24 protein-coding genes are annotated in these 22,241 nt (G+C 65.4%); 15 read left to right on the top strand and 9 right to left on the bottom strand.

The window, feature by feature from the left end; genetic code table 11:
• Window positions 1-95: 95 nt before the first annotated feature.
• On the top strand, window positions 96-2,012 hold the full coding sequence (locus ACOQPC_RS11880) for a potassium transporter Kup (RefSeq protein ID WP_420605938.1): 1,917 nt from the start codon (window positions 96-98) through the stop codon (window positions 2,010-2,012).
• A 457-nt stretch (window positions 2,013-2,469) separates the two neighbouring features.
• Here the strand turns inward: ACOQPC_RS11880 and ACOQPC_RS11875 are convergent, their stop codons facing one another.
• Both ACOQPC_RS11875 and ACOQPC_RS11870 read right to left on the bottom strand, forming a co-directional pair.
• On the bottom strand, window positions 2,470-2,901 hold the full coding sequence (locus tag ACOQPC_RS11875) for a hypothetical protein (protein WP_420605937.1): 432 nt from the start codon (window positions 2,899-2,901) through the stop codon (window positions 2,470-2,472).
• A 66-nt stretch (window positions 2,902-2,967) separates the two neighbouring features.
• The gene (locus tag ACOQPC_RS11870) at window positions 2,968-3,942 is read right to left on the bottom strand and encodes an NAD(P)H-dependent flavin oxidoreductase (protein ID WP_420605936.1); all 975 of its coding nucleotides are present in this window, start codon (window positions 3,940-3,942) and stop codon (window positions 2,968-2,970) included.
• Window positions 3,943-4,101: 159 nt separating this feature from the next.
• Between ACOQPC_RS11870 and ACOQPC_RS11865 the strand changes: the two genes are divergently transcribed.
• On the top strand, window positions 4,102-4,503 hold the full coding sequence (locus ACOQPC_RS11865) for a BLUF domain-containing protein (protein ID WP_420605935.1): 402 nt from the start codon (window positions 4,102-4,104) through the stop codon (window positions 4,501-4,503).
• Between the two features lie 351 nt (window positions 4,504-4,854).
• Here ACOQPC_RS11865 and ACOQPC_RS11860 read toward each other — a convergent pair whose 3' ends face one another.
• The 7 genes from ACOQPC_RS11860 to pyrE all read right to left on the bottom strand — a co-directional run bounded on the left by ACOQPC_RS11860 (window position 4,855) and on the right by pyrE (window position 10,803).
• Window positions 4,855-5,787, bottom strand: coding sequence for a hypothetical protein (locus tag ACOQPC_RS11860; RefSeq protein WP_420605934.1), 933 nt, complete (start codon window positions 5,785-5,787; stop codon window positions 4,855-4,857).
• Window positions 5,784-6,800, bottom strand: a complete 1,017-nt coding sequence (locus ACOQPC_RS11855; RefSeq protein ID WP_420605933.1) for a glycosyltransferase — start codon at window positions 6,798-6,800, stop codon at window positions 5,784-5,786. The genes ACOQPC_RS11860 and ACOQPC_RS11855 overlap by 4 nt, the downstream gene beginning before the upstream one ends.
• Window positions 6,801-6,834: 34 nt before the next feature.
• A complete protein-coding gene (locus ACOQPC_RS11850; protein ID WP_420605932.1) occupies window positions 6,835-8,001 on the bottom strand; it encodes an AI-2E family transporter in 1,167 nt (388 codons plus the stop codon).
• Window positions 7,998-8,891: a signal peptidase I gene (gene lepB, locus ACOQPC_RS11845; protein ID WP_420605931.1), complete on the bottom strand. Its 894-nt coding sequence runs from the start codon at window positions 8,889-8,891 to the stop codon at window positions 7,998-8,000. The genes ACOQPC_RS11850 and lepB overlap by 4 nt, the downstream gene beginning before the upstream one ends.
• Window positions 8,892-8,937: 46 nt before the next feature.
• Window positions 8,938-9,345 (bottom strand): holo-ACP synthase, encoded by a 408-nt coding sequence (gene acpS, locus ACOQPC_RS11840; protein ID WP_420605930.1) that lies wholly within the window; start codon window positions 9,343-9,345, stop codon window positions 8,938-8,940.
• A 151-nt stretch (window positions 9,346-9,496) separates the two neighbouring features.
• Window positions 9,497-10,225 (bottom strand): pyridoxine 5'-phosphate synthase, encoded by a 729-nt coding sequence (locus tag ACOQPC_RS11835; protein ID WP_420608132.1) that lies wholly within the window; start codon window positions 10,223-10,225, stop codon window positions 9,497-9,499.
• Entirely contained in the window at window positions 10,222-10,803 is a 582-nt protein-coding gene (gene pyrE / locus ACOQPC_RS11830; RefSeq protein ID WP_420605929.1) for an orotate phosphoribosyltransferase, read from the bottom strand. The genes ACOQPC_RS11835 and pyrE overlap by 4 nt, the downstream gene beginning before the upstream one ends.
• A gap of 296 nt (window positions 10,804-11,099) precedes the next feature.
• Here pyrE and coxB point away from each other — a divergent pair, with 296 nt between their 5' ends.
• The 13 genes from coxB (at window position 11,100) to ACOQPC_RS11765 (ending at window position 22,209) form a co-directional block, all read left to right on the top strand.
• Window positions 11,100-12,173 (top strand): cytochrome c oxidase subunit II, encoded by a 1,074-nt coding sequence (gene coxB / locus ACOQPC_RS11825; protein WP_420605928.1) that lies wholly within the window; start codon window positions 11,100-11,102, stop codon window positions 12,171-12,173.
• Window positions 12,174-12,187: 14 nt separating this feature from the next.
• Window positions 12,188-13,870, top strand: a complete 1,683-nt coding sequence (gene ctaD / locus ACOQPC_RS11820) for a cytochrome c oxidase subunit I (protein ID WP_420605927.1) — start codon at window positions 12,188-12,190, stop codon at window positions 13,868-13,870.
• A gap of 158 nt (window positions 13,871-14,028) precedes the next feature.
• Window positions 14,029-14,937, top strand: coding sequence for a heme o synthase (gene cyoE / locus ACOQPC_RS11815; RefSeq protein ID WP_420605926.1), 909 nt, complete (start codon window positions 14,029-14,031; stop codon window positions 14,935-14,937).
• Window positions 14,934-15,107 (top strand): hypothetical protein, encoded by a 174-nt coding sequence (locus tag ACOQPC_RS11810; protein WP_420605925.1) that lies wholly within the window; start codon window positions 14,934-14,936, stop codon window positions 15,105-15,107. Before cyoE ends, ACOQPC_RS11810 begins: the two co-directional genes overlap by 4 nt.
• Window positions 15,104-15,682: a cytochrome c oxidase assembly protein gene (locus tag ACOQPC_RS11805; RefSeq protein WP_420605924.1), complete on the top strand. Its 579-nt coding sequence runs from the start codon at window positions 15,104-15,106 to the stop codon at window positions 15,680-15,682. Before ACOQPC_RS11810 ends, ACOQPC_RS11805 begins: the two co-directional genes overlap by 4 nt.
• Window positions 15,683-15,734: 52 nt before the next feature.
• Window positions 15,735-16,556, top strand: a complete 822-nt coding sequence (locus ACOQPC_RS11800; protein ID WP_420605923.1) for a cytochrome c oxidase subunit 3 — start codon at window positions 15,735-15,737, stop codon at window positions 16,554-16,556.
• 19 nt (window positions 16,557-16,575) lie between these two features.
• Complete coding sequence (locus tag ACOQPC_RS11795; RefSeq protein ID WP_420605922.1) at window positions 16,576-16,938, top strand: DUF983 domain-containing protein; 363 nt, start codon at window positions 16,576-16,578, stop codon at window positions 16,936-16,938.
• The gene (locus ACOQPC_RS11790) at window positions 16,935-17,534 is read left to right on the top strand and encodes an SURF1 family cytochrome oxidase biogenesis protein (RefSeq protein ID WP_420605921.1); all 600 of its coding nucleotides are present in this window, start codon (window positions 16,935-16,937) and stop codon (window positions 17,532-17,534) included. The genes ACOQPC_RS11795 and ACOQPC_RS11790 overlap by 4 nt, the downstream gene beginning before the upstream one ends.
• 465 nt (window positions 17,535-17,999) lie before the next feature.
• Complete coding sequence (gene thrC / locus ACOQPC_RS11785) at window positions 18,000-19,397, top strand: threonine synthase (protein WP_420605920.1); 1,398 nt, start codon at window positions 18,000-18,002, stop codon at window positions 19,395-19,397.
• A 17-nt stretch (window positions 19,398-19,414) separates the two neighbouring features.
• A complete protein-coding gene (locus ACOQPC_RS11780; RefSeq protein WP_420605919.1) occupies window positions 19,415-20,293 on the top strand; it encodes a class I SAM-dependent methyltransferase in 879 nt (292 codons plus the stop codon).
• Between the two features lie 148 nt (window positions 20,294-20,441).
• Window positions 20,442-20,810 carry a dihydroneopterin aldolase gene (locus ACOQPC_RS11775; RefSeq protein WP_420605918.1) on the top strand — a complete coding sequence of 123 codons (369 nt, stop codon included), beginning with the start codon at window positions 20,442-20,444 and terminating at the stop codon, window positions 20,808-20,810.
• A complete protein-coding gene (locus ACOQPC_RS11770; RefSeq protein WP_420605917.1) occupies window positions 20,807-21,571 on the top strand; it encodes an SDR family oxidoreductase in 765 nt (254 codons plus the stop codon). Before ACOQPC_RS11775 ends, ACOQPC_RS11770 begins: the two co-directional genes overlap by 4 nt.
• On the top strand, window positions 21,568-22,209 hold the full coding sequence (locus ACOQPC_RS11765; protein ID WP_420605916.1) for a fasciclin domain-containing protein: 642 nt from the start codon (window positions 21,568-21,570) through the stop codon (window positions 22,207-22,209). Before ACOQPC_RS11770 ends, ACOQPC_RS11765 begins: the two co-directional genes overlap by 4 nt.
• Window positions 22,210-22,241 lie beyond the last annotated feature (32 nt).

Raw genomic sequence — 22,241 nt, 5'->3', positions numbered from 1 at the left:
TTCGGCGCCAAACTCGGCGCGATGAAGTTCACAGCGTTAGGGCAAGCCTGTTATGGGCCGCGGGGCAATTTCAACCATGATCGGCTGTAACCAATATGTCTGACGACGCGCAGATGGTCAGCGCCCATTCGCGCCGCGATGGGCCCAGTGCCAAGGCCAAGCTCGCATTCAGCGCGGTCGGCATCGTGTTCGGCGATATCGGCACCAGCCCGATCTACGCGTTCCGCGAGACATTCGTCGGCCCGCACCCGCTGGCGATCGACCGCATTCACGTGTTCGGCGTGGTCAGCCTGATCCTGTGGTCGATGGTGCTGGTGGTGGCGGTCAAATATGTCGTCATCCTGATGCGCGCGGACAACAAGGGGCAGGGCGGCACGCTGGCCCTGCTCGCACTCCTCATGCGGCAGGTGAATTCGGCCAAGCGCGGATCGCTGATCGTGATCCTGGGCGTGTTCGCCACCGCCCTGTTCTACGGCGATTCGATGATCACGCCCGCGATTTCGGTGCTGTCCGCGGTCGAGGGACTGGCGGTGGTGCAAGCGGGCATGGAACCGCTGGTCGTGCCGATCGCGGTGGTGCTCCTGATCATGCTGTTCATGATCCAGAAGAGCGGGACGACCAAGGTCGGCGCGCTGTTCGCGCCGGTGATGATCGTCTATTTCATCGTGCTCGCCGTGCTGGGCATGATCCAGATCGTCCACAATCCGGTGATCCTCTACGCGATCAACCCCTATTACGCGCTGCAGTTCTTCATGGTCGACAAATGGACCGCCTTCCTGGCGCTCGGTTCGGTCGTGCTGGCGGTGACGGGGTCCGAGGCGCTCTACGCGGACATGGGCCATTTCGGCAAAGGCGCGCTCCGGCTCAGCTGGTTCGGCTTCGTCATGCCCGCGCTGCTGATCAACTATTTCGGTCAGGGCGCGATGATCGACGCGCTGGACGGCGCGGCGGCGCAGCAGGCGGTGGAGAATCCGTTCTTCCTCCTCGCGCCCGACATGCTACGCCTGCCGATGGTGATCCTCGCCACCATGGCGACGTTCATCGCCAGCCAGGCGGTCATTTCGGGTGCCTTCTCGGTCACCCATCAGGCGATCCAGCTCGGCTTCGTGCCGCGCCTCTCGACCCAGCATACCAGCGTGTCCGAACAGGGGCAGATCTACATCCCGATCATCAACTGGATTCTGATGATCGCGGTGCTGCTCCTGGTCGTCACCTTCCGCAACAGCTCCAATCTCGCCTCGGCTTACGGCATCGCGGTGACCGGCGCGATGCTGATCGACACCTGTCTGCTCGCCGTGCTCCTTGTGGGCGTATGGCGCTGGAAGCTGTGGTGGGTGGTGCCGCTCGTGGGCGTCTTCTTCGTGGTCGACGGCGCCTATTTCGCCGCCAACACGACCAAGATCCCCGATGGCGGCTGGTTCCCGCTGCTGGTCGGCGCGTTCGCCTTCACGCTGCTGACCACCTGGTCCAAGGGCCGCAAGCTGATGCGCGAGCGGATGATGGAGGTCGCGCTGCCGATCGAGATCTTCACCAAATCGGCCAAGAGCAGCGCCACGCGCGTGCCCGGCACCGCCATCTTCATGGCCTCGAGCACCCGCGGCGTGCCGTCGGCGCTGCTCCACAATATCAAGCACAACAAGGTGCTGCACGAGCGGGTGGTGATCCTGACGGTGGAAATCCAGGACGTGCCGTTCGTCGATGAATCCGAACGGTACAATCTTACCGATCTGGGCGACGGGTTCTGGCGCCTGCTGCTGCATTACGGCTTCATGCAGGAGACCAATGTCCCGCTCGCGCTGTTGTCGATCGACCAATGCGGCGGCCAGTTCGACATGATGCAGACCAGCTTCTTCCTCTCGCGCCAGACGCTGCTGCCATCCGAGAAGCCGGCGATGGCGGTATGGCGCGAGAAGCTGTTCAGCTGGATGCTGCGCAATGCCGCGACGGCGATGGAATTCTTCCGCCTGCCGACCAACCGCGTGGTGGAATTGGGCAGCCAGGTGCGGATCTGATCCCGAACCAGAAGGGCGAGCTTATTTTCTCCCCTCCCGCTCGCGGGAGGGGTTGGGGTGGGTGTCGCTGAGCCCGGCTCGATGCCGGGTTCAGCGATCGACAATCCGGTGCCCGCTTCGCTCGCGCCCACCCCCGGCCCCTCCCGCAAGCGGGAGGGGAGTTACAGTTGCAGTTTCAGCAGCAATTCGTAGTCCCGATGGCTGACCCAGAAATCGTCTTCAGGCCAGCATCGAGCGCCGCGCCATCGCTGGCGCTCACGCGCCACCCGCCCTCATCCCCCGCTTTCGCAGGGGCAGGCAACTGTGCCCCGGATCAAATCAATTTCTTTTTCTCGTCACCCCAGCGAAAACTGGGTCTCGGGCCGGATTGCGAGAACGCCCGAGATGCCGGCTTTCGCTGGCATGACGAACAAATTGCGGGCGGGAGAAGGCAAGGTCAAGCCCACTCAGCAATCGATCATTGCGGCTGCGGCCAGTCACGCTGGTTGGGGACCATGCGGGTGACGACGGGGGCGTCGAAGCCCTGGGCGCCGATGGTGACTTCCTGCACGCCTTTCTTGCCGCTGGCGGTGAGGCAGGCGGCGACTTCGAACATTTCGTCGCGGGCATCCTCGCTCATCGCATCCCAACTCGCCTTGTCGACGATCGGCTTTACGCCGCCCGAAAGCCAGACGCCCAGATTCTGATAATGTTTCTGGCGCGCGGTACAGGCCAAGAGCCTGGCCTGCTGCACGTGAACCTCCTGCTGGGCGGCCTCGGTCGGAACCGGGCCGAGCGCGGTCATGTCGCTATCGTCCTTGGTCTCCTCGGCCTTCATCGCCGGCGCATCGCCGCAACCGCTCAGCGTGGTTGCCAGCAGCAACGCCGCCAGCATGTGTTTCCTGATCACTCGAAAATCCTCCCGCAGCCTTCGCCGTAGCCCCTATTCATAATGTGCAGCAGCCCGCAAAGTTTCTCAAGCGCGATAGGCCGCGTCGAGCGATTGCTTGGCTGCGCGATATTCGGATTCGATGCGATCGACCAGTTGCGCTACGCTGCCCCGGCTCTCGACCGCGCCCACGCCCTGGCCGGAACCCCAGATATCCTTCCACGCCTTGGCCTTGCTGTTGCCGCCCGAACCGAAATTCATCTTGCTCGGATCGCTTTCGGGCAGATCGTCGGGGTCGAGCCCGGCCGCCACGACCGACTGGCGCAGATAATTGCCGTGCACGCCGGTGAACAGGTTGGAATAGACGATGTCGGACGCGTGCGCCGCGACGATATTGTCCTTGTAGCCCGGATCGGCATTGGCCTCGTCGGTGGCGATGAAGGCCGATCCTATATAGGCGAAGTCCGCCCCCATCGCCTGCGCGGCGAGCACTGCGCGGCCATGCGCGATCGATCCCGACAGCGCGACCGGCCCGTCGAACCAGGCCCGGATTTCCTGCATCAGCGCGAACGGGGAGAGCGTTCCGGCATGGCCGCCCGCGCCCGCCGCGACCGGGATCAACCCGTCGGCGCCCTTTTCGATCGCCTTGTGGGCGAAGCGGTCGTCGATCACGTCGTGCATGACGATGCCGCCCCAGCCGTGCACCGCCGCGTTCAGCTCCTCGCGCGCGCCCAGCGACGTGATCGTGAGCGGCACCTTCCACTTGGCGCAGGTCTGCAGGTCGTCCTCCAGCCGGTCGTTGGTCTTGTGCACGATCTGGTTGACCGCATAGGGCGCGGCCGGGCGCTCCGGATGGGCGCGGTTATGCGCGGCCAGTTCCTCGGTGATCCGGTGCAGCCATTCGTCGAGCTGGCTCTGCGGGCGGGCGTTGAGCGCCGGAAAACTGCCGACCACGCCCGCCTTGCACTGCGCGATGACCAGTTCCGGGCCGGATACGATGAACAGGGGCGAGCCGACGACCGGCAGGCGGAGATGGTCGAACAGCGGGGAGGGAAGGGACATGCGCGCTCCGGGTCATCGGGCCATTTCGATGGGGGAATGAAACCCGGCTTAGAGCGGATGGCGAATGGACTGTCAAAAGCTCAATCCGAAGCCGGAGCGGTAAGCGATTGTAAACGCCCTTTCATTATCTGGAATATCAGCAGCAGTGGAGTCTCGATCATGGTTTTTCGTACCATTTACGTCAGCAGCACACGGAAACCCCAAAGCGATGACGTCATCGAGGAAATCCTCGCAACCTCGCGGCGGAACAACCGCGTCCAGGGCCTGACCGGATTGCTGATCTACGATGGCAAGCGCTTCCTGCAATATCTCGAAGGCGAAGAGGGAAGCGTGCGCGATGCGATCGCCCGCATTCGGGCCGACGAGCGTCATTATGCGCTGGTCGTGCTGAGCGAACGGCAGACGGCGCGCCGCCAATTCGCCGAGTGGTCGATGGCCGGCCACCGTACCGAGCCGGGCGAAACCCTCGCCGGCAGCGTCCGCCGCCTGACCAGGGACTGCGATCCGGACGTGGCGTCCGAACTGGCGGGCTTCGCGGAAGTCCGGACGCGCGCGGCCTAGCGGGTGATGGCGGAGGCGCGGACCCGGATTCAGCGTCGCTCCTGCGAAGGCAGGAGCCTATCCCGTTTACCGTTCGAGCTATGCCGCCAGTTGGGATGGGCTCCGGCCTGCGCGGGAGCGACGGGAGGTTGAATCGAGGCGGCGGCTTATCGATCGCATTCGAGCCATCCACCCAGCACGACTTTTGAATAGCTCTATGTAAAATGCTGTCAATGGCGTCATGTTCATGCTATGTTCCAGACCATGACACGCGTGATTCTTCTTGTCTTCCGCGCCCTGATCGCTCCGTTCGTCGCTGCTTGGCCACGGCCCAGCCGAATTTCCGCCGGACGTGCCGTCACTTCTGTCACCTTACGATCGGAACTGTTCGTCCGTCGTCCGCGATCTGACGAAGACGTCCGATCCCGACAGCACGAGCCCGAGGACGAGGTTGGCGGCGAGATAGAGCCCCGCGCTCATCGCCAGCACCGGCGCGATGTCGCCGCCGGGCGGAGCGACGACCACCGCGGCGGCGGCGAACAGCAGCTCGGTCGAGGGCACCAGCGGCAGCCGTCCGATCAGCAGGCGCAGCGCCGCGAACAGCAGCCAGTAATTCAGTCCGACGTCTGGCAAGGCGAAATACCACGCCAGCGCGAGCAGCGCGCTCGACGAGAGGATGCGCAGAAAATGCCAGCCGAAGATTTCGTACAGCCAGCGCCGTGGCAGCGTGAACAGGCGTTTGCCGAGCAGGATCAGCGCCAGGCTGACGGCCACGACGATCGCGCCCGAACCCAAGAGGAGGTCCGGCGAAACCGTCAGCGCCAGCCGGCCCAGCATCGGCCAGGCGGCCAGGATCAGGATCATGGTGAGCAGGTTGCCGGCGAGCGCGGACAGGATGTTGACATCCTTGATCGCGCCGAACGGGGCGTCGGTGAGCTGCGCGTGGCGCTTGGCGTAGAGATAGAAATAGGCCTCGCCCGAATAGTTGACGAGCACGTCGTTGGCGACGCGCTTCTTCACGAGCGCGAGGAAGCCCGAAGCGGGCAGCCGCCACAGCCGGCGGAAGATGATCCAGTCGAACGCGGGCAGGGCGAAATAGCTCAGCGCGATCGCGATGTAGAACGGCGCGTTGCGGGGCAGCGCATCGGGGATCTTGTCGAGCCCGCCTTCGGCCAGCTGCCAGACGACCACGCCGAGCAGCGCGAGCGAGAACAGCAGCGAGAGCCACCGCTGCCAGCGCGGCGGGGATTCGGCCGCGATCGGCCCGGGGACCGGCGGATCGACGGGGTCGTCGGCGGCGCTCACCGGACGATCATGCGTTCGAACAGGGCGATATATTCGGGCGCGCTGCGCTCGGCGGTGAACCGCAACGCCCGCTCGAGCATGGCGCCGCGATCGGGGCTGGCATGGCGCAGGCCATTGAGCGCGCGGGCGAGCGCGGCGGCATCGCGTACCGGCACCAGCGTGGCGTGCGGACCGAGCAGATCGGCGAGTCCGGGCGCGCTGGCGGTCGCCGCGATCGGCAGCCCCGCGGCAAGCGCCTCGACCAGCACCGCGGGCAGGCCCTCGAAATCGGATGCCAGCGCGAAACCATTGGCCTCGGCGAATTGCGGAGCCGGATCGTCGATATGACCCGGAAACCGGATATCGGCCGCGTGGCGCGCGGTGCGCGCTTCGAGCGCGGCGCGCAGCGGCCCGTCGCCGACGACGGTCAGCCGGTCGCCCGGCCGGGCAATGCGGGCAAAGGCCTCGATCATAAGCGCGATGTTCTTCTGCGACGCGAGGCGGCCCATGGTGAGCAGGCGCAGCGCTTCGCCGTCCGTCCGCCGCGAGCCTTGCTCGTGCAGTCGCCGCAAATGGCTTTCGTCCGCCGCCGGATTGGCGATGGCGGCGATCTGCGCCTCCGCGATGCCGATAGCGCGCAGCAGCCGGGCGCTGGCGTCGTCCGGCGCGACGAAGCGGCCGGTCCAGCGCGCTTGCAGCCGCAGCCAGGCTTGCGAGGCGCGCGTCACCAGGGCCCTGCCCGGATGCAGCGGGGCGTTGGAGAGCTTCATCGCGAAGGGCAGGCGGCGCATGCCCCGGTCGCGGCGCAGCAGCGCGAAGGGCGGGGCATAGGTCTGTCCTCCCGCGAACAGGATGTCGGGGGGGAACGCCGCCGCTTCCTGCTGCAATGCGTTCGCCAGCGCGGCGGCCCCCGCGCGCGGCTCCACGATGCAGCGGACCTCATGCCCCAGCACGCGCCACGCGGCGATCAGCCGTTCGAGCGCGCGTTCGGAACCGCCGCGATGACGTCCGTAATGGGCGGTGAGGATATGCATGGCGGGTTCGCGGTAGCTCGGAGGCAAGCCGCACTCAAGCCGCCGGGGAGGGGGCCGCCTCGCCAGCGTCGCGGTTCGAAGCGGAGGCTTGCTGCGCGGCCTGGCGTTTCTTTCTCCGCCGGATCGCCGCCGACCGCTCGGCCGCGCGTTGCTTGGCGCGGCTCGACCGGCGCTCGAGAAACACTTTCAGCATCGCCACGATCGGGTCGGCCAGCGCGAGCCCGAGCACCCCGAACAGCGCGCCGAACAGGATCTGCGCGCCCAGAACCAGCGCGGGCGCCAGGTCGACCGCGCGCTTCGCCACCATCGGCACGATGACATACCCGTCGATACCCTGCACGATCAGATAGACGAGCAGCGCGTAGAGCCCGACCTCGGTGCTAGTCGAGAAGCCGACGAGGATGATCAGCGCGCCGGAAATGATCGCGCCGATATTGGGCAGAAAGGCGAGGAGGCCGGTAAGAATGCCGAGCAGCGCGGCCATCGGCACGCCGCCCATCCACAGCAATATCCAGGTGCCGACGCCTTCCACCGCCATGCCGATCAGGCGCCCGGCCATCAGGCGGCGCAGCGTCCAGCCGATCCTTTTCATCGTGCCGTAGAAATGCTCGCGCTCGGCCATCGGGAGGAGCCAGGCGAGGCCGTGCTCGTACAGCCTCGGCTCGGCGGCGAAGAAGATCGCCAGCACGAGCATCATCGCGATCCCGGCAACCGCGCCGACGAAGCTGGTGACCGCCGCGGTGACCCGGCCGATCGAGCTGAACGCCTGGTTGGCGAAGCCCATCAGGTCGCCCGGCGAAAAAGCGAAACCCAGCGAGCGGGCATAGGTGCCGGCGGCGTCGATCTGCGCCAGCATCACGTCCTGCAGCGAACTGGCCTGAGCGGTCAGCTCGGAACCCATCCGGAACACGGTCCACAATATGAACGCCGCGGCCACCAGCACGACGATCGCAAGCCGCAACCCCCGCGGCAATGGAAGCACGCGTCCGAGCAGCCGCGTGCCGCCGTCGAGCATCGCGGCAACCACGATGCCGCCGACGATCAGCAGAATCGGCTGGGCGAGATAGGCGACCAGCGCGATCGCCACGGCCGTGCCGAGCCACACCAGCGCGCGCTTGAATTCGGTGCGCAGGACGGGATCGTAAAGCTCGGTCGGGCCGACCGCTTCGATATGCGGATCGACCTCCTCGGGCTCGCTCAACCCTGTGGTTCCTGGGTGGCGGGAACCGGCGCTTTCTGGGGATGCAGGCTACGCCATGCGCGGCCGTCACGCAGCGAGGGCCACCATGTCAGCGGGTTCCAGGTCTCGCTGCCGTCCAATGAAAAGGTGATGAACTCCGCGCGTCCGCCGATATTTTCGATCGGCACCGGGCCGCCCAGGCCTTCAGGTAGCGATACGCGGCTGTCCGCGCTGTTGTCGCGATTGTCGCCCATCAGATAGACATGGTCCTGCGGGATCACCACCGGTGCGACATTGTCGGTGCGCTGACGGCGCGCATCGAGAATATCGTAGCTGACGCCATTGGGCAGCGTCTCGCGCACCGTGTTGACATAGCACAGCATCCGGCCGTCCGGTCCGGGCTGGCGCGCCCCGGGGAATTCCTGCTCGGTACAGGGATTGTTGTCGTCCACCGGGATCGGATCGGCGGCGACCGATTCCTGCGGCACGGGTGCGCCGTTGAGGATGATCTGACCCTCGCGCACCTCGATGATGTCGCCCGGCAGGCCGATCACGCGTTTGATCCAGTCCTCCTTGCGGTCGCCGGGAGGGTTCAGGATAACGACGTCGCCGCGCGTCGGCAGACTGCCGAACAGGCGTCCCTTCATCGGCGGCAGCACGCGGAAGGAGGGCGAGACCCAGCTGTAGCCATAAGGAAATTTGGACACGATCAGCCGGTCGCCGACCAGCAGCGTGTTCATCATCGATGAGGAGGGAATGTAGAACGGCTTGGCGATGAAGGTGTGGAAGGCGAGCACCGCCAGCACTAGGATCAGAAGGCCCTTGATCTCTCCCCACCAGTCGATCGGTGCTTTGGCGTCCCTGGACTTTGCGTCTGCGGCCGCGTCGATTTCTGTGGCTTTGTCCGACAAGAAATTATGTGCCTTCTGAAGGAATGATATCGGTTGTTGGCGAGGATCAGCCGGTTATCGGCAGCGCCTCGATGATCACGAATGCCTGCGCCCATGGATGATCGTCGGTGAGCGTCAAATGAACATGCGCTTCGTGGCCCGCGGGTATCAATTTGTCCAGTGCCTCCTTGGCCCCGCCTTCGAGATGCAGCGTCGGCGCGCCCGACGGTTTGTTGACCACGCCGATGTCCCGCATGAACACGGCTTTGCGGAAACCGGTGCCGACCGCCTTCGAAAAGGCCTCCTTTGCCGCGAAGCGCTTGGCGTAGGTGCCGGCGATGGTGAACGGGCGGCGCCGCGCCTTGGCGCGTTCGCGTTCGGTGAATACGCGGTTCTCGAAGCGCTCGCCGAAGCGGTCCAGCGAGTTCTGGATGCGCTCGATATTGCACAGGTCGGAGCCGAGGCCGACGATCATAGATCCTCCCCGCTTGCGCGGTCGCGGACCGCCGCGAAGCGGTGGTGGAGGGAGAGCGCCTCATTGCACGAGGCTCCGTGAGGAGAGCCCCCTCCGTCAGCCCTGGCGGGCTGCCACCTCCACGCCAGCGGGGAGGATTGATGCATATCGCTCACCGCGCTTCGTCCATCAGTTCGCGCATCCGGCGCACGGCGTCCTCCAAGCCGGTGAAGATCGCTTCGCCGATCAGATAATGGCCGATATTCAGTTCGGCCAGTTGCGGGATGGCAGCAACCGGAGCGACATTGTCATAGGTCAGCCCGTGGCCGGCATGCGGTTCGATGCCGTTCTTGGCGGCCAGGGCTGCCGCGTCCGCGATACGCGCAAGTTCCCGCGCGCGGTCCTCACCCTCCGCCAGCGCATATGCGCCGGTGTGGAATTCGACCACCGGCGCGCCGAGCCGCATCGCCGCCTCGATCTGGCGCGCTTCGGGCTCGACGAACAGGCTGACGCGGATGCCCGCTTCGCCGAGCCGGTCGACGAAGCTCATGAGGTGATTGTGCCGCGACGCCGCGTCGAGCCCGCCCTCGGTGGTGCGCTCCTCGCGCTTTTCGGGGACGATGCAGGCGGCGTGCGGGCGGTGAGCCAGCGCGATCTTCAGCATCTCCTCGGTCGCGGCCATTTCCAGATTGAGCGGCAGGTCGGTGGCGTCCTGGATGCGTTTGAGATCGTCGTCGCGGATATGCCTGCGGTCCTCGCGCAGATGCGCGGTGATACCGTCGCCGCCGGTGCGCGCGACGATCTCGGCCGCGCGCACAGGATCGGGATGCCCGCCGCCGCGCGCGTTGCGCACGGTCGCGACATGGTCGATATTGACCCCCAGGCGCAGGTGGCGGCTCAGCGCCTGCGGCTCCCGGGCTTGATCGCGGGGATCGCGGCGAGCTCCGCCGGCAGCTCGTCGGGCGCATAGGTCGGCACGTTGATCGCGACCAGCGGGAAGAACGGCACGCCGAGATCGGCGCTCCCGCCCGAGCGGTCGACCAGCGAAGCTTCGGCGATCACCCTGCCGCCCGCGGCCTCGACCGCCGCGACCGCCTCGCGCGAGGATTTGCCGGTGGTCACCACATCCTCGACCATCAGCACTTTGGCGCCGGGTTGCAGCGCGAATCCGCGGCGCAGCTCGAAGACGCCTTCGGGCCGTTCGAGGAAAATCGCATCGCGTCCGAGCGCGCGGCCGATTTCATGGCCGATGATCAGCCCGCCCATCGCCGGCGACACCACGGTCTCGATCTCCCAGCGAAGCTCGCGCGGGATTCGCTGGACCGTCGCCATGGCGAGCCGCGCGGCCCGCTCGGCATTCATCAGCACGCGCGCGCATTGCAGGTAGCTCGCGCTATGGCGACCGGAGGATAGCAGGAAATGCCCTTCGAGCAGCGCATCGCAGGCGCGAAATTCGGCGAGAACCTCTGCTTCGTCCATGATAGCGGGCGGCTCCTGAAATTCATGACGTTTTCGTAACGGCACGATCCGCGGAATTCAGCGGAAAATCGAACCTTTGACGACGATGAAAAAACGCCTAGATAAGCTTGAGGCGGGATGCAACCATGGCTATAGGCCGCTTGCCTTCCGCTTCCGCTTTACGCTTACGTCAACGGTTTACTGCGTTGATCAGGCGCATCGGTTTGCGGCATCGAATCAAACGGGGTACCGGGATTTTCCGAATGAACAGTCCAAAGACGCTTCTGCCAAAGACGTTGCTGCCAAAGATGTTGTTGATGGCTTTCGCACTGGCGTTGATGCCCGCCGCTGGCGGTGCCACGGTTTCGCCCGCGTCCGGCGTTCCGGCCGAGGCCGCGCCGAAGGAAACCGCGGCGCCGCTGCCGCAGGGCGATCAGGCCGCCGAGGGTGCGATCGATACCCAGGCCGCCGCGCCGGAACAGGCGACCGACGGATCGCTGCCCGGCTACACGCCGATGAAGCCGACGCCCGGCATCGGCATGCCGATGCCCGAAGAGGTGAACTTCCAGAAGCAGTTCAGCGAGAACGGGCAATATGCCAAGAACATCAACAGCTATGTGCTGCTGCCGCTGTGCATAGCGATCTCGCTGGTGGTGCTGGGGCTGCTGTTCTGGGTGATCCTGCGCTATCGCCGCTCGGCCAATCCCGAGCCTTCGCGTACCACGCACAACACGGCGATCGAGGTGATCTGGACGCTGGTTCCGGCGTTGATCCTGGTCGGCATCGCGATCCCTTCGATCGATCTTCTGGCCAAGCAATATGATCCCGCACCCAAGGGCGCGGTGACGGTCAAAGCGACCGGATATCAGTGGTATTGGGGCTATACTTATCCCGACAATGGCGGATTCGAAATCATTTCAAACATGCTGCCCGAGGATCAGGCCGTGGCGCGCGGCGAGCCTTATAAGCTGGCCGTCGACAACCGCATGGTCGTGCCCGCGGGCGTGCCGCTGCGCATCCAGACCACCGGCGCGGACGTGATCCACAGCTTCGGCGTACCCTCGCTGTGGTTCAAGCTCGATGCCGTTCCGGGCCGTCTGAACGAGAAGCAACTGACGATCACCAAGCCCGGCGTCTATTACGGCCAGTGTTCCGAGCTGTGCGGCGCGCGCCACGGCTTCATGCCCATCACCGTGGAGGCGTTGCCGCCGGCACGGTTCGCCGCCTGGGTGCGCGCGCAGGGCGGCACCATGCCGGGCGACGCTCCGGCCGAGCCGACCACGCCTGAATCCGACAGCCCGCCCGCAGAAGGCGGTGTCTCCACCAGCAATCCGGCGGCGCTCCAGCAGGAAGCCGGGCAGCCTGGCGCTGCGACGAACGAAGCCGAGTAAGGACCGCAAAAGCCATGACCACCATCGCTGCCACTCCGGGCGATTTCTCCCAAACCGATGATCATCACGATGCGGACCACAAGCCGGGCTTTTTCGCCCGCTGGTTCATGTCGACCAATCACAAGGACATCGGCACGCTCTATCTGATCTTCGCGATCACCGCGGGCGTGATCGGCGGCTTGATTTCCGGTTTGATGCGCCTGGAGCTGGCCGAGCCCGGCATCCAGTATTTGCAGACCTGGGCGACCTGGCACAATGCGATGGCGGGCGGCAGCGCCGCGAGCCTCGACGAGGCCTATCATATGTGGAACGTGCTGATCACCGCCCACGGCCTGATCATGGTGTTCTTCATGGTCATGCCGGCGATGATCGGCGGTTTCGGCAACTGGTTCGTCCCGCTGATGATCGGCGCGCCGGACATGGCCTTCCCGCGCATGAACAATGTCAGCTTCTGGCTGACCGCGGTCGCCTTCGTCATGTTGCTCGGGTCCAGCTTCGTGCCCGGCGGCACGGGGCTCGGCGCTGGCACCGGCTGGACGGTCTATGCGCCGCTATCGACGAGCGGCTCGATCGGTCCGGCGGTCGACATGGCGATCTTCTCGCTCCACCTCGCGGGCGCCGCCTCGATCCTCGGCGCGATCAACTTCATCGCCACCATCCTCAACATGCGTGCGCCCGGCATGACGCTGCACAAGATGCCGCTGTTCGTATGGTCGGTGCTGGTCACCGCGTTCCTGCTGCTGCTGGCGCTGCCGGTGCTCGCGGCGGCGATCACCATGCTGCTGGTCGACCGCAATTTCGGCGGGGCGTTCTTCGATGCGGCTGCCGGCGGCGACCCGGTGCTTTACCAGCATCTGTTCTGGTTCTTCGGACACCCTGAAGTCTACATCATGATCCTGCCGGGGTTCGGTATGATCAGCCAGATCGTGGCGACGTTCAGCCGCAAGCCGGTGTTCGGTTATCTCGGCATGGCCTATGCCATGGTGATGATCGGCGTGATCGGCTTCGTCGTCTGGGCGCACCATATGTTCACCACCGGCCTCAGCGTGAACGTGAAGATGTACTTCACCGCCGCGACGATGGTGATCGCGGTGCCGACCGGCATCAAGATCTTCAGCTGGATCGCGACGATGTGGGGCGGCTCGGTGAGCTTCAAGACGCCGATGCTGTGGGCGCTGGGCTTCATCTTCATGTTCACCGTGGGCGGCGTGACCGGCGTGGTGCTCGCCAATGGCGGCATCGACGATGCGCTGCACGATACCTACTATGTCGTCGCGCATTTCCATTACGTGCTGTCGCTCGGCGCGGTGTTCAGCCTGTTCGCCGGCTTCTATTACTGGTTCCCCAAAATGAGCGGACGGATGTACAACGAGTTTCTCGGCAAGCTCCATTTCTGGATCTTCTTCATCGGCGTGAACGTGCTGTTCTTCCCGATGCACTTCCTCGGTCAGTCGGGTATGCCGCGGCGGATTCCGGATTATCCGGTGGCGTTCGCCTATTTCAACAAGATCGCCTCGTTCGGCTACGTGATCATGGGCGTGGGTGCGCTGATCTTCCTGTTCAACATCATCTACTCGCTGGTCGCCGGCCGCCGCGCCGAGGGCAATCCCTGGGGCGAGGGTGCAACGACGCTGGAGTGGACGCTGTCCAGCCCGCCGCCGTTCCACCAGTTCGAGACATTGCCGCACGTGAAGTGAGGCTGGGAAGGAGCTGAAAACCCGTTCGGGCTGAGCTTGTCGAAGCCCTGTCCTCCTGCCCCGGAGCGATATCAAAAAAGAAGGACAGTCCTTCGACAAGCTCAGGACGAACGGAATTGGTTTTTTTTGCAATGGACACAAGCGAAAAACCCTTTGCCATGACCGGCGTGGCGGCGCGAGAAATCGCGCTGCCTTCGCATTGGCGCGATTTCTGGGCGCTGACCAAGCCCCGGGTGATGAGCCTCGTCGTGTTCACCGCGCTGTGCGGGATGCTCGCCGCGCCAGGCCATATCCACCCGGTGATCGGCTTCACCGCGATCCTCTGCATCGCCGTCGCCGCGGGCGCCAGCGGCGCGCTCAACCAGTGGTATGAGAGCGATCTCGACGCCAAGATGAAACGCACCCGTGGACGGCCGCTTCCGGCGGGCCGGATGGGGCGCGACGCCGCCCTGCAGTTCGGATTGATCCTGTCCGGTTTCTCGGTCGCCATCATGGGGCTGGCCGTCAACTGGCTGTCCGCCGGTCTGCTCGCCTTTTCTATTGCGTTCTATGCCGTGGTCTACACCATGTGGCTGAAGCGCGCTACGCCGCAGAATATCGTCATCGGCGGCGCGGCGGGGGCGTTTCCGCCGGTGATCGGCTGGGCCGCGGTGACCGGCGACATCACCCTGCTGCCGGTGCTCATGTTCGCGATCATCTTTTTGTGGACGCCGCCGCATTTCTGGTCGCTCGCGCTGTTTGTGAAGAGCGACTATGCCGAGGCTGGCGTGCCGATGTTGCCCGTTGTCGCAGGCCGCAAGGCCACGCGCCGACAGGTGTTTTTCTACAGCTTCCCGATGGCCGCCGCGGCGATCGCGCCGACGCTGCTGGGGCTGGCCGGGCCGCTCTATCTGGCGGGATCGACGCTGCTGAGCGCGGTGTTCCTGTGCCTGGCGCTGCAGGTCTATCGCAACACCGCAGAGGAAAGCGCGGCTATGCGCGCGGAGAAGCGGCTGTTCGGCTATTCGATCCTCTATCTTTTCATCCTGTTCGCGCTGCTGGCGGCTGACCGGATGATCTTCGCATGACCGGGCAAGAACGCCGCACCCAGACCCGCGAAGAAGCTCTGACCCGCGAGGAAAGTCAGCATGTGCGCGCTAGGCAGCAGTCGCGCGCCAATATGCTGGCGGTGGTGCTGATGGCCCTTGCCGTGCTGTTCTTCGCCATCACCGTCGTGAAGGTGGGAGGCTGGTTATGACCGGCCCGAAGCATGGCGACATGCACGCGCGTCGCAACCGGCGCGTGGGCATGGCGATGGGTGCGGTGGCGCTGGGCATGGTCGGCATGGGATTCGCCGCGGTGCCGCTCTACCGTATCTTCTGCCAGGCGACGGGCCTCAACGGCACCGTCGCCCGGGCCGAGGCGAGCGAGCTCGATTTCACGCAACTGACCGACAGCCAGACGATGCAGATTCGCTTCGACGCCAACCATCGCGGCGATCTGCCGTGGACGTTCAAGCCCGAGCATCCCACCGACACCGTTTCGATTGGCGCGCGCGACATGGCGATCTTCATTGCCGAGAACAAATCCGATCACGCCGTCACCGGCACCGCGAGCTACAATGTGACGCCCGAGCAGGCCGGCAAATATTTCAAGAAGATCCAGTGCTTCTGTTTCACCCAGCAGACGCTGCAGCCCGGCGAGCAGGCGCGCATGCCGGTGATCTTCTACGTCGATCCGAAGATCGCTACCGATCCCGACACCCGGACGGTCGAGGAAATCACGCTGAGTTACACATTCTACCCGGTAGACCCGGACAAACAGGGCGGCTAAGACCGACACGCGATACGCCGCAGCGCTTGAGGACCACAGGGAAACGTCACGAATGTCCGGTACGAAGAACCACGATTATCATATTCTGCCGACGTCGATCAATCCGCTGATCGGCAGCGTCTCGGCGCTCGTCATGTTTTTCGGCCTGGTGCGCTGGATGCACGACATGCCCTATGGCACGCTGATCTGGGGCGCGGGCGTGGTCGGTCTGTTCTACACCTTTTTCGCCTGGTGGAGCGATGTGATCGCGGAAAGCCATGCGGGCGATCACACGCCGGTGGTGCAGTTGCACCTGCGTTACGGCATGATCCTGTTCATCGCGTCGGAAGTGATGTTCTTCGTCGGCTGGTTCTGGGCGTGGTTCGATTTTTCGCTGTTCCCCTCGGCCGCCGAAGTGATCGGCGGGCAGTGGCCGCCCAAGGGCGTCGAGGTGCTCGACCCGATGAAGCTGCCGCTGCTCAACACCATGATCCTGCTGTGCTCGGGCACCACCGTCACCTGGGCGCATCATTCGCTGATCCATGGCGATCGCCAGGGCCTGATCCGTGGTCTCGGTCTTACGATCATACTCGGTATCGCGTTCACGACTTTCCAGGTAGTGGAATATATCGAGGCGCCGTTCCATTTCGCCGGGCTGAACTATGGTTCGAGCTTCTTCATGGCGACCGGCTTCCACGGTGCGCATGTCCTGATCGGCACGATCTTTCTGATCGTTTGCCTGGTCCGCGCGATCAAGGGCGACTTCACGCCGCAGAAGCATTTCGGGTTCGAGGCGGCGGCCTGGTACTGGCATTTCGTCGATGTCGTGTGGCTGTTCCTGTTCATCGTGATCTACGTCTGGGGCGGCTGGGGCGCGCCCGTCTACGGCGGGTGATCGCGAGCCGACCCGATTGATGGCGGACGCTCCGCCCGAACTGATCGAAACGAGCCTGAAGGGCCTGTGTCCGCGATGCGGGGCGCAGACCCTGTTCGCCGGGCTGCTGCGCTTTGACCAAATATGCCCGAATTGCGGCCTCGATTTCGATCGCTTCAATGTCGGCGACGGGGCGTCGGCGGCGCTGATTCTGCTGATCGAGACACTGTTCGTGGTGCTGGCCATCATCGTGCAGCTGAGCTTTTCGCCGCCTTTCTGGGTGCATATCATCCTGTGGGTTCCGCTGGCGACGGCGGCGACGATCCTTGGCCTGCGCGGCGGCAAGGCGGCGATGCTGTGGCTCGAATATCGGAGCGATGCGGGCGAGGGGCGGGCGGGATGAAATTCCCGGTGATCCCGACGATCCTGGTCGGCGCGGCGGTGGCGCTGATGATCGGGCTGGGCATCTGGCAGCTTCAGAGGAAAGCCGAAAAGGAGGCGCTCCTCGCGCAATATGCCGCCGCCGCCGATCTGCCGCCGGTCAGCTGGCAGGCGAACCTGCCGCCGGGCAAGCCGCTGCTTTATCGCCGCTCCTCGGTCAACTGCATCACGGTGACGGGGTGGCGGGCGGTGAGCGGGCGCAGTGTGGACGGCCGGGCGGGCTATGCCCATGTCGCGCGGTGCCGCACGGGCGGCGCGGAGGGACCCGGCGCGAATGTCGCGGTGGGCTGGACCGATCGGCCGGACGCGCCCGTCTGGAAGGGCGGGGTGGTGGACGGCACGATCGCGCCGTTCGGCAAGGAGATCAAACTGGTCTCCGAAAGCGCTGTCCCCGGCACGCGCCCGCTGACCAGGCCCTCGGCCGAGGACATCCCGAACAACCATCTTTCCTATGCGATCCAGTGGTTCCTGTTCGCGGGAATCGCGGTGGTGATCTACCTGCTCGCGCTACGCCGCAAGCGGCGGGATGGGGTCGCCGGTCCGGCAAGGACCGACTAGGATTAGGACCCGTTGACTTTTCCTCGTCATTCCGGAAGCCGATTTTCTCCAAATCTATGATTTGGCTGGAAAATCGAGCTATCCGGAATCCAGGGCCTTAAGGGGCATCGCTGTCCGGACCCGAAGAGAGTCCAAGGAGTCCCGATCCCTGGCACCGCGGCATTTCATCCCTGCCCTCGAAAAGCCGCTGTCCTACATGCCGGTCGGGGTGTATAAGTGCGGCGGCTCTTTGTCATCGTCGGATCATGTCGTCGCAGCGGTCTCCGCCCCGCTCCATCAAAGGCGGTGCGGGGAGGGGGCAAGGAGGGGGGGACGTATCGCGGCCTTTGCGAACTTCCGATCGCAACAAAGGCATTTCGTTCGCAACAAGGGCGTCCGGTCCGGTGCGTTGCCCGCAGCCGTCATGGCCGCTACCGGTATGCGACCGCTTGCCGCCCACAGCGCGCGCGGCTAGTTCCGGCGCTCATGGATTATATCAGCACCAGGGGGAGCGCGCCCGCGCTCGATTTCGAACAGGCGACGCTGGCGGGCCTCGCCGCGGATGGCGGGCTGTATGTGCCGCGCGCATGGCCGCAATGGACCGCCGCCGATTTCGAGGCGCTGCGCGGCCTCGGCTATGCCGAAACCGCGGTGCGGGTGATGACGCCGTTCGTCGGCGATGCGCTGAGTGAGGACGAACTGCGCGCTTTGTGCAGCGAAGCCTATAACAGCTTCTCCCACGCCGCCGTCACGCCGCTGGTGCAGCTGGATGGCCGCCACTGGCTGCTCGAACTGTTCCATGGTCCCACGCTGGCGTTCAAGGACGTGGCGCTGCAGATGCTGGGCGGATTGTTCGAGACGTTTCTGGCGCGCAGCGGCAAGGCGCTGACCATTGTCGGCGCGACCTCGGGCGATACCGGATCGGCGGCGATCCAGGCGCTGGCGGGGCGCGAGCGGATCGAGATATTCATGCTCCACCCGCACGGCCGGATCACCGACGTGCAGCGCCGCCAAATGACGACGATCCACGCGCCCAACGTCCATAACATCGCGATCGAGGGCAGCTTCGACGACGCGCAGGCGATGGTGAAGCGCATCTTCGGCGACGAGAGCATGCGCGAAAAATTCGCGATTTCGGCGGTCAATTCGATCAATTGGGCGCGGCTGATGGCGCAGATTGTCTATTATGTCTGGGCCGCGGTGCAATTGGGCGCGCCGCAGCGCCGCGTGGCCTTTTCGGTGCCTACGGGCAATTTCGGCGATGCGTTCGCGGGCTATGCCGCCGCGCAAATGGGCCTTCCGGTCGAACGCATCATCGTCGCCACCAACAGCAACGACATCATGCACCGCGCGTTCGCGACAGGCGATTATTCCAAGGGCGAGGTGCGGGCGACGGGCGCGCCTTCGATGGACATTCAGGTGGCGAGCAATTTCGAGCGGCTGCTGTTCGACATGGAGGGCCGCGACGGCGCGAAAACCGCCGCGCGCATGGCCGATTTCGACGGCAGCGGAAAGATGGTGCTGGCGCGCGAAATGCTGGACCGGGCGGCACTCTTCGCTTCCGCGCGCGCCGATGCCGACGATATGTCGCTCGCCATGCGCTGGGCGCAGGAGCGCTGCGGCGAGCTGATCGATCCGCACACCGCCGCCGGGCTCCACGCCGCGCGCGCCGCCGATCTCCCAGAAAACGTGCCGATCGTCACGCTCGCCACCGCGCATCCCGCGAAATTCCGCGAGACGGTGGAGCGTGCCACCGGCGTGCGGCCCGCTCTGCCATCACGCGTCGGCCATCTGTTCGACCGCGAGGAGCGCTTCGATGTGCTGCCCGCCGATTATGCGACGGTGAAGGCGTTCATCGCCGAGCGCGCCGCGCCATCGGCCTGATGCAGTCCGACCCCCGCATGCCCGATTTCCTCACCATGATTTCCGAGCCGCGCGGCGACTATCGGCTGCTCGACAGCGGCGGCGGGCGCAAGCTCGAAGCCTATGGCGACGTGCGCGTGATCCGGCCCGAGCCGCAGGCGATGTGGTCGCCCGCGTCCGGCGACTGGCAGGCCGACGCCGAATTCCTGCCCGGCGCGGACGAGGATGGCGGCGGACGCTGGGAACACAGCAGCAGCAAGGCGGAGGGCAAGTGGACGCTGAACTGGGAAGAGGTCAGCTTCGCCGCGTATTGCACGCCGTTCCGCCATCTCGGCTATTTCCCGGACATGGCGCCGGTGTGGGACTGGATGTGCGCGGCCATCGCGGACAAGGCGGACCCGGAATGCCTCAATTTGTTCGGCTATACCGGCGTCGGCACGCTGGCGCTGTCCGCGGCGGGCGCGCGCATGGTGCATGTCGATGCCTCAAAGAAATCGGTGAATGCGGCGCGGGGCAACGCCGCGCTGTCGGGCATGGAAGACCGACCCGTGCGCTGGATCGTCGAGGATGCCGCCAAATTCGCGGGCCGCGAGGGACGGCGCGGGCGGCGTTACGACGGCATCATCCTCGATCCGCCCAAATATGGCCGCGGGCCGGGCGGCGAGATCTGGCATCTCGAGGAGGGCCTGCCGGGCCTGATCGCCGACTGCCGCGCGCTGCTCGATGAAAACAGCCGCTTCTGTTTCCTCACCGTCTACGCGGTGCGCCTATCCGCGCTCGCCATCGGCGGGCTGATGGAGGAGCATTTTGGCGATCTGCTTGGCAAGGTCGAGATTGGCGAACTGGCGGTGCGCGAGGAGGCGCGGGGGCGTTTGTTGCCGACCGCCATTTTCGCAAGATGGTCGCGGGAGGGGTGATGCGCAATATTGCCTTTATCCGTCATTGCGAGGAGCCCAAAGGGCGACGAAGCCATCCAGGGCGGGTATAGCGCTGCATCGGCCCTGGATTGCTTCGCCTTCGGTTCGCAATGACGTTTACCTTACCAGCATTTGAAAGACCCACCGCTTGACCGACCGCCTGACCCTTGAAGTCCATGATCTCGACGTGGACGTGCTGACCGGCATCTACAGCCGCGAGACGCATCTGCCGCAGCCGCTGCGCATCTCGATCACCGCCGAGCTGGCGGTCGAGCCGCATTACGGGCCCGGCGCGCCGCTGTCGGCGTCCAAAAACTACATGGATCTGCGCGAGGCGGCGACCGGGCTGCCCGTGGGCGTGCATTTCACGCTGGTCGAGGCGGTGGCGGACCATATCATCGCCCAGGTGATGGAGGGCGACGAGCGGGTGCGCCGCGTGCGCGTCAAGATCGTCAAGCTGGCGATTGCCGAGGCGGGCGAGGCGATCGGGATCACGCTGGAGCGGGCGCGCACATGAGCGGGAAGCTGGCCATCGTCACCGGCGGCACCAGGCGCGTCGGCGCGGCCATCGCGGCACGGCTGGCGGAGGATGGCTACCGCCTCGCGCTCACAAGCCACAGCGGCAGCGCGCCCGAGGATGCGCTGGCGTCCGTGCTGGAGCGGACAGGCACCGACTGGCATTTGTTCGACTGCGATCTGTCGGTGACCGGCGAGGTCGAGGCGCTGGTGGGCGAGGTTGCGCGGCATTTCGGGCGCGCGCCGGACCTGCTGGTCAATTGCGTGTCGCGGTTCGCGCAGGACGACTGGACCGATGTCGATGCCGACGATTTGGAGGACCAGTTCGCCACCAATCTCTTCGCGCCAGTGCTGCTCGCGCGCGATCTGGTGAAGACGGCGGCAGATGGGCAGACGCCGTGCATCATCCACATTCTCGATCAGCGGGTGCGCAATCCCAATCGCGACCAGCTGAGCTACACTTTGTCCAAGCAGGCGCTGGCCGCGTCGGTGCGCACGCTGGCGATATCGTTCGGCCCGCGCGCGCGGGTGTGCGGCGTGGCGCCGGGGCTGGTGCTGCCGACCGACGATTATGAGGATGGGCAGCTGGCTCATATCGCGGGCGAAATGCCGCTCGGCCTGCTGCCGGAGCCCGCCGATATTGCCGAGGCTGCGGTCTATCTGGCGGCGGCGCGCGCGGTGACCGGGCAGATCGTCTATGTCGACGGCGGCGCGCATCTCACGCAGTTTGTGCGCGATTTCGTGCATATGAAGCCCGCATGATGCGCGCGCCGGCCCTATTGTGCGGCGCGCTGCTGCTGACGTCGTGCGGCGGCGATCCGATCGAGGCGGGCGATGCCGCCCCCAAGAGCAAGGTCGCCAACATGCCCGTGGTGCATGAAATCAGGATCACCGATGCGCTGGCGACGATGCGCCAGCACCCGGATTTCACGATCTTCGCCGATCTGGTGCGCAAGGCGGATCTCGCCCAGCGGCTGTCGGGAAAGGCGCCGATCACCGTGTTCGCGCCAGCCGACAGCGCGTTCGACAAATTGACCGTCGAGCGCCGCGCCGCGCTGCTCGATCCGGCGCAGCGTAACGCACTGGTCCGGTTCGTGGCCGCGCATGTGCTGGTCGGCCGCGCCAGCGCGCGCGATCTGACCGAGGCGATCGCCAAAGGGCAGGGCACGGCGAAATTCCAGACGCTGGCGGGCAAGCCGCTCAGCATATCGCGCACCGATCTCAACATGGCCGAGGCGCCGCCCGCAAGCGATCCCGACGTGGCCGAAACCGTGCCGACCCGCGCTTCCGACATGCTGGTGGTGACCGAGGAAGGCGGCGGATCGTCGCTGGTCACCGCCACCGATCTCGAGGCGAGCAACGGCGTGGTCCATGTGCTCGAAAGTGTGCTGGTGCCGTGAGCTTGTCCATTCAATCGTCATTCCGGGCTCGA

The organism is Novosphingopyxis sp. (genome assembly GCF_965218915.1).
Taxonomy (GTDB): domain Bacteria; phylum Pseudomonadota; class Alphaproteobacteria; order Sphingomonadales; family Sphingomonadaceae; genus Novosphingopyxis.
The sequence above is the reverse complement of the archived record's forward strand: the minus strand, read 5'-3'. Positions and strand labels throughout refer to the sequence as shown.

What these genes read in the sequence shown, in the direction of transcription:
- ACOQPC_RS11805 (WP_420605924.1), top strand. Translation starts at nt 15,104, where the DNA reads ATGACCGGCCCGAAGCATGGCGACATGCACGCGCGTCGCAACCGGCGC.
- cyoE (WP_420605926.1), top strand. Translation starts at nt 14,029, where the DNA reads ATGACCGGCGTGGCGGCGCGAGAAATCGCGCTGCCTTCGCATTGGCGC.
- ctaD (WP_420605927.1), top strand. Translation starts at nt 12,188, where the DNA reads ATGACCACCATCGCTGCCACTCCGGGCGATTTCTCCCAAACCGATGAT.
- ACOQPC_RS11780 (WP_420605919.1), top strand. Translation starts at nt 19,415, where the DNA reads ATGCCCGATTTCCTCACCATGATTTCCGAGCCGCGCGGCGACTATCGG.
- ACOQPC_RS11865 (WP_420605935.1), top strand. Translation starts at nt 4,102, where the DNA reads ATGGTTTTTCGTACCATTTACGTCAGCAGCACACGGAAACCCCAAAGC.
- ACOQPC_RS11810 (WP_420605925.1), top strand. Translation starts at nt 14,934, where the DNA reads ATGACCGGGCAAGAACGCCGCACCCAGACCCGCGAAGAAGCTCTGACC.
- coxB (WP_420605928.1), top strand. Translation starts at nt 11,100, where the DNA reads ATGGCTTTCGCACTGGCGTTGATGCCCGCCGCTGGCGGTGCCACGGTT.
- ACOQPC_RS11870 (WP_420605936.1), bottom strand. Translation starts at nt 3,942, where the DNA reads ATGTCCCTTCCCTCCCCGCTGTTCGACCATCTCCGCCTGCCGGTCGTC.
- acpS (WP_420605930.1), bottom strand. Translation starts at nt 9,345, where the DNA reads ATGATCGTCGGCCTCGGCTCCGACCTGTGCAATATCGAGCGCATCCAG.
- ACOQPC_RS11880 (WP_420605938.1), top strand. Translation starts at nt 96, where the DNA reads ATGTCTGACGACGCGCAGATGGTCAGCGCCCATTCGCGCCGCGATGGG.
- ACOQPC_RS11765 (WP_420605916.1), top strand. Translation starts at nt 21,568, where the DNA reads ATGATGCGCGCGCCGGCCCTATTGTGCGGCGCGCTGCTGCTGACGTCG.
- ACOQPC_RS11770 (WP_420605917.1), top strand. Translation starts at nt 20,807, where the DNA reads ATGAGCGGGAAGCTGGCCATCGTCACCGGCGGCACCAGGCGCGTCGGC.
- ACOQPC_RS11795 (WP_420605922.1), top strand. Translation starts at nt 16,576, where the DNA reads ATGGCGGACGCTCCGCCCGAACTGATCGAAACGAGCCTGAAGGGCCTG.
- ACOQPC_RS11855 (WP_420605933.1), bottom strand. Translation starts at nt 6,800, where the DNA reads ATGCATATCCTCACCGCCCATTACGGACGTCATCGCGGCGGTTCCGAA.
- thrC (WP_420605920.1), top strand. Translation starts at nt 18,000, where the DNA reads ATGGATTATATCAGCACCAGGGGGAGCGCGCCCGCGCTCGATTTCGAA.
- ACOQPC_RS11800 (WP_420605923.1), top strand. Translation starts at nt 15,735, where the DNA reads ATGTCCGGTACGAAGAACCACGATTATCATATTCTGCCGACGTCGATC.
- ACOQPC_RS11790 (WP_420605921.1), top strand. Translation starts at nt 16,935, where the DNA reads ATGAAATTCCCGGTGATCCCGACGATCCTGGTCGGCGCGGCGGTGGCG.
- pyrE (WP_420605929.1), bottom strand. Translation starts at nt 10,803, where the DNA reads ATGGACGAAGCAGAGGTTCTCGCCGAATTTCGCGCCTGCGATGCGCTG.